The organism is Streptomyces sp. NPDC047042, from assembly GCF_040644035.1.
Taxonomy (GTDB): domain Bacteria; phylum Actinomycetota; class Actinomycetes; order Streptomycetales; family Streptomycetaceae; genus Streptomyces.
The window spans coordinates 1-5,282 of sequence record NZ_JBEYVP010000099.1 but is presented as its reverse complement, the minus strand read 5'-3'; the positions used below and the strand labels follow the sequence as shown (position 1 = coordinate 5,282).

General features: G+C 67.9%; 7 protein-coding genes and 2 pseudogenes. 7 read left to right on the top strand and 2 right to left on the bottom strand.

Going from position 1 to position 5,282, the window contains the following annotated elements:
* Positions 1-309: pseudogene (locus tag ABZ855_RS48110) on the top strand (hypothetical protein); the annotation flags it as partial.
* A gap of 27 nt (positions 310-336) precedes the next feature.
* Here the strand turns inward: ABZ855_RS48110 and ABZ855_RS48105 are convergent.
* A complete protein-coding gene (locus ABZ855_RS48105) occupies positions 337-960 on the bottom strand; it encodes a hypothetical protein (protein WP_360820357.1) in 624 nt (207 codons plus the stop codon).
* Between the two features lie 395 nt (positions 961-1,355).
* On the opposite strand from ABZ855_RS48105, the gene ABZ855_RS48100 reads away from it, so the two are divergent.
* The 4 genes from ABZ855_RS48100 to ABZ855_RS48085 all read left to right on the top strand — a co-directional run bounded on the left by ABZ855_RS48100 (position 1,356) and on the right by ABZ855_RS48085 (position 3,953).
* Positions 1,356-1,811 (top strand): hypothetical protein, encoded by a 456-nt coding sequence (locus tag ABZ855_RS48100; protein WP_360820354.1) that lies wholly within the window; start codon positions 1,356-1,358, stop codon positions 1,809-1,811.
* Positions 1,812-1,875: 64 nt separating this feature from the next.
* Positions 1,876-2,715: a transposase family protein gene (locus ABZ855_RS48095; RefSeq protein ID WP_360820351.1), complete on the top strand. Its 840-nt coding sequence runs from the start codon at positions 1,876-1,878 to the stop codon at positions 2,713-2,715.
* A 189-nt stretch (positions 2,716-2,904) separates the two neighbouring features.
* Positions 2,905-3,378, top strand: a complete 474-nt coding sequence (locus ABZ855_RS48090) for a nuclear transport factor 2 family protein (protein WP_360820348.1) — start codon at positions 2,905-2,907, stop codon at positions 3,376-3,378.
* Between the two features lie 26 nt (positions 3,379-3,404).
* Positions 3,405-3,953 carry a TetR/AcrR family transcriptional regulator gene (locus ABZ855_RS48085; RefSeq protein ID WP_360820345.1) on the top strand — a complete coding sequence of 183 codons (549 nt, stop codon included), beginning with the start codon at positions 3,405-3,407 and terminating at the stop codon, positions 3,951-3,953.
* Positions 3,954-4,025: 72 nt separating this feature from the next.
* On the opposite strand, the gene ABZ855_RS48080 is transcribed toward ABZ855_RS48085, so the two are convergent.
* Positions 4,026-4,160, bottom strand: coding sequence for a hypothetical protein (locus ABZ855_RS48080; protein ID WP_360820342.1), 135 nt, complete (start codon positions 4,158-4,160; stop codon positions 4,026-4,028).
* A gap of 247 nt (positions 4,161-4,407) precedes the next feature.
* Between ABZ855_RS48080 and ABZ855_RS48075 the strand changes: the two genes are divergently transcribed.
* Together ABZ855_RS48075 and ABZ855_RS48070 are read left to right on the top strand one after the other, a co-directional pair.
* Positions 4,408-4,920, top strand: a complete 513-nt coding sequence (locus ABZ855_RS48075; RefSeq protein ID WP_360820339.1) for a hypothetical protein — start codon at positions 4,408-4,410, stop codon at positions 4,918-4,920.
* Positions 4,921-4,937: 17 nt separating this feature from the next.
* Positions 4,938-5,282, top strand: a pseudogene (locus ABZ855_RS48070) (hypothetical protein); the annotation flags it as partial.

The following is a 5,282-nucleotide window of genomic DNA, read 5'->3' as shown; positions in this document are numbered from 1 at the left end:
GACCTGCTCACCGCCGGCGACGTGGGATCCCGCGGACGCGCCCTCGCCGAAGGACTCCTCGCCGACTGCTCTACCCGCATCATCTACCGGCAGGAAACCGACCAACTCCACGCCGCAGCAGCTCTGCTGGGCCTGACCTCGGTGGAAACCGACGCGATCTCCCACCTCAACCGCGGACGGGGCTTGTGGAAAGTCGCGGGACGCAGCTTCATCGTGCAGCACCTCCTGCACCCCCACGAGCTGGCGCTCTTCGACACCGACGCCCGCATACACCACGGATCCAACGCCTTCCCGGCCTATGCGCCCTGAGGCTTGTCCCGGGCGACGCGCGAGCGATCACCGGCGACTCGGTACACGCCTCGCGCACCATCCAGGGGCGTAGAGAGCAAGCAATGTGGTCAGAAAGTAGATCAAGGCCACCAGGCTCATTTGGCTATTGCCGTCCGCACTGAAGAACAACACGAGCACGGACATTAATCCAAAAATGCCCACCCAGAAGGCCACAGGGGTGCACCTTGCTTTGGTATTGGAACTGGCCCACCAGCTGAATATGACGAACAATACTGTGATTCCGAAGAAAATCTGGAAGGCTGTTTCACGGAGCGGCGACTCAGGGGCATTCAGCCACATCGCAACGTCCACGTCGGCGGGGCTTTCCGTCTCTGCGATCGCCTTCGGCAGGTGGGCAGCGAGGAAGTAGCTCAGGACCAGGAAGACAGTCTGCACCGCAAGTGCTGCGCACAACGACGCGACAGACATCAGACGTACAGCTGCAGGGATCTCAGAGGCTTTCGCGTAAAGAATCCGAAGACCACTGTGTGTTGATCTTGCCCACGTAAACCAGGCATGAAGGGCCATCCCGATGACCGCGACATAGAGGATGAAACTGTCGGGTCCGAATATTGTCTCCAGGATGGACTTGTAGATGTCATCTGGCTCTACTGGATCTGGCGCAGCCATTCGGTCCCCCTGCAGTATTTTCCTCTGGCTCGGCGCTGACCGAGGCACAGTGCCCCTGATTGTGAGCCGCGGAGTAGAAACTTGACAGGGGTGTTGCCAAATGGAGACAAAGCATCCACCGCACGGGGTAACCCTGTGCGCGCCCGTTACCGTTACAACGCCGCCGATAGCAGCAACTACCCGCGCGACAAACTCACTTGCAACGATGCACGTGTGGCCGCCCTGAAGCACTGAGTGGTGTGCATCGTGAAGTGGCAGGTCGCGGGCCTGGTGTGATTCCGTGCCCCGGTGCTCGTGCTGGTCGCGCGCGGCAGTCTGCCGCGTAGATCATCGGGCAGGGAGGTCTTCGCGGGTTCTGGTCCGCTCCGGCCCGCGAGGCTCCTACGCTCCCGTGCATGGTGGACCCCGAGGTGCTGGAACGGATCGCCGCGCGCCGCGCGGAACTGGACGGGCTGGAAGAACAGCTGGCCAAACAACTGGACCAGGTGAGGGCCGAGCGGGACGAACTCACGGTCGCCGAGCGGGTCCTGGCGCGGCTGACCGAGCAGATCGCCGGGGAGCGGGCTGCCGTCGCACCGGCGACGGCGCAGGTCGGCGGGCGGGCGGTGCTGCTGGTCCCGCACCGCGGCGACAGCGTTGACGAGGCCGCGCTTCCCGACGACTACCGCCGGATCCTGGCGATCGTGCGGGCCGCCGCCGGTCCGGTGCAGGTGCGGGCAGTGGGCGAAGAGCTGGGCCTTCAGGCGGAGGCGCGCGGGAAGCTGGAGCCGTTGCGGGCGAAGCTGGTCAAGCTCGCGGACCGCGGCTGGCTGCACAAACGCGCCGACGGGAAGTTCACCGCACGGCTGTAGCGGTGCTGGACCGGCACGCCGCAGTGGCGTAACTGGAGGGCCCCCGACGGCAGTTGAGTTTGGTGTGAAGAAAAACAACAGCTTCGCCGAGGGCCCCGACGGTCTTGTCTACACCGCCCGACTGCCGCTGTCGAGCACGACCTTGAACTGGCTCGCCGACCTGATACGCGACCACCTGAAGAAGATCGGATCACGGTGGCGGACCCTGTCCGCCGGAAAGATCGCCGGGATCGTGCTGGCCGTGCTGCGCTGTGACCAGAGGCCCGGCGACCTGGCTGGCGGGAACGGGGTGCACCGCACCACAGTGTCCCGGTGGGTGCGGGAAGTCGTCGGCCTGCTGGCCGCCCGCGCCCCGCGCCTGGACCGCGCGCTGAAGAAGATCGCCCGATCGGGTGGCGGGGTGGTCCTGCTGGACGGCTCCTTGATCCGCACCCGCCGCCGCACCGGGACCGAGAACCGGAAGAACTACTCCGGCAAGGACAAGTGCCACGGCCTGCTCGTGATCGCGCTCACCGACGACAAGGGCCGCCTGGTCTGGGTGAGCGCGGTCCGGCCCGGACGCACCTCGGAGATCACCGCCTGCCGCCACGACAGGTTGACCGCCCATCTGCGCGCGGCCGGCCTCGGCGCGGTCGCCGACTTGGGCTTCGTCGGTCTCGACGACGGCGGCCCGGACGAGGACCCGGCGGTGATCACCGGCTACAAGGCGGGCCGCAACCGGCCCCTGACCAGGGGCCAGAAGCTGTCCAACAAGGCGCTGGCCGCGGTCCGGGCCCCGGTCGAACACGGCTTCGCGCACCTGAAGAACTGGCGCGTGCTCGGCAAGGTACGCACCGACCCGAGGTGGGCGACGGCGCTGGTGAGGGCCCTGCTGGTCCTGACGAACCGCGAAGTCTCCCGGTGACCGACGATCTTCGCTGAAACATGACGGGCACCCACGGCACCGGGCTGCCGCCTGCCGTCGAGTGGCGTCTGTCCAGGGCACCGTCTCGTACGTGAACGGCCGGGATCCCCTGGCGTTACCTCTGCTCGGCTTCCGGCACGGGCTGCCGTGGTGGTAGGTTATAGGTCGACCACTAATGCAGGAGTGAAGATGACAGTCAAGGAAGACGGCGCGAACCGCCTCACCGCCGCGCAGCACGCCGTGGCCGAGCACCTGCGCCTGACCGCCGCGGGACGCACCGACGAGTGGGTGAAGCTGTTCGCCCCGGACGCGGTGCTCGAGTTCCCGTACGCGCCGGCCGGTGTGCCGCGTCACGTGACCGGCCACGACGCCCTGGTTGCGCACATGAGCAACTTCCCCGAGACCTTCGACGTGGAATTCGTCGGCCTGGCGTTCCACGACACCGTCGATCCGAGTCTCGCGATCGCCGAGTTCCGCTCGAAGGGCATGGCACTGCCGACCGGCAAGCCGTACGAGCAGGAGTGCATCTCGCTCGTGCGCACCGACGAAGACGGGCTCATCACCCATTACCTGGACTACTGGAACCCGCTGCTGGCGATCGAGGCACTCACGCCTAACGACGCGCCGTCCGAGCCCGACCGCGGCGTCACTTTTGGCAGCTGAGTGCGGCCGGTGTTTGACTGACGCCCATGCCTGCCCCCGGTACCAGCACGAAGAGCGACGAACGGCGTCGTGTCCTCACGGCCGCCGCGATCGACTGCTTCGCGCAGAAGGGTTTCTACGGCACGACGACGCACGAGTTGGCCGCGAGCGCCGGCGTCTCCCAGCCATATCTCTACCGCCTGTACCCGAACAAGGAAGCACTGTTCGCCGCGGCGGTCGACCACGTGTCCGTGGTGATGACCGAAACCCTGCTCGCACACTCGCCGGCGGCAGACGGGGCCGAACTGGCACCCGCGGCGGCCCTGGCAGCGGCGCGTGATGGCTACGCCGCGCTCGTCGCGGACCGCACCATCCTCCGGTTCCTCATGCACGCCAACTGCGCCGTCGGCGAGCCGCTCGTAGCAGAGGCCGTGCGCCGGTGCTACGCCAAACAGGTCGACACCGTCCGGCAACTGCTGGGCGACGACGACGCCGTGCGGCGCTGGTTCGGTGCCGGAATGCTCGACAACGTGGTCGCCGTGCTGGGTCTGGCCGACATCGATGAGCCGTGGGCGCACGTCCTCGCCGCTCGATGACCCGGCACCGGCAGTTCGGCCACGACAGCCCCGAGTCTTCCTCGTAGGCCAGCTCGGCCGGTGGGACTCGGCTTATTCGCCCAGCCGCGGGCAGGCTTCTTCCGAGCCTGCCTCCTCCCGGGCGGACGTCGGGGCGACGGCCGTGGCGCTCTCCGCCGCGGCGCGGTCCTGCTCGGCCAGCCGGTTCAGGGCCCGCTCGGCGATCACGAGCTCCTGCCGCGGCGCAGCAGGGCCCAAGGGCGGCCCCGAACGGCATGTCAAACGATCTTCACCGTGGACACTCGCCGACAGCCAGCGTGAGCGTCCCGCCCGCCCCTCACACCAGACGCGCGACCTGCAACTTCACGATGCACACCACTCACTCGACTTCCAGCTCCGCCGCACCGCATGCCGTCACCTACATCGTGAACCTCACCTGGCACCCGGAGCACCCTGCGCCACCCCGTCCGACAGTGTGCCCGCCAAGGTCCGCAACTACTGGTACGGCTACGGCTTCCACCAGGACCAGCACGACACCGAAACGCTACGAATGACTCTGCCCAGCACACCCACAGATCCAGCGGGCCACTACCTACTCGGCCGCCACGTCCTGGACCTGACGGATCAGCTCAACGCCAGCGCGTCGTACGAGGAAGCCGCCTACCTCGTCGACCAGGTCCTGGAACCGATCGACGGACTCCTCGAACGCCTCGCCGAATTCTTCGAGGCAGCAGCCGAGAAGGCCAACGACTCCGGACGCGAGGAGGGGTTGGACCTGCACGACGACCTCCAGGAAGCCGCAGCCACGGTGCGCGCCCTCGGCGAAGACCTGCACGTCGTCGTCGACCGGATCCATGCCCTGGCCAGCCCCCCGCGCCTGAGCTGGCAGCCAGGCGTGGCCGACCCCCACGCCACCACCCCCGGCGTGCCCCGACCCCCGGCCGCCGCACCCCCGTCATCCGCACCGGCTCCCGGCCGTACCCGCTGACCCCGCATCAGGAGCCCATGCCCACCTCCGCCGCCGACCTGTCCGCCTTCGCCACCGCCCTCGCCCAGCACCTGCCCGGCACCTGGATCAGCGAGGATGAAGCCTACCCCTCCTTCGAGGACCAGCGGCCGGCCGCCGACCGGCTCTGGGACTGCGACCCCGCCCACACCGCGCTGTGCAACTACGACCTCCATCACGGTGCTCTGCTCCACGGCCCCGGCGACGCGCGGCTGTCCGTCATCGACCGGCCGCGCAACCCGCACCGGATCCTGGTGGCCCCGCTGAAACCCCAGGGCGTCAGGCGGCACAACGTCCGCGCGACGGCCGACCTGTTGATGGGCATCAGCGTCACCGACGATCCA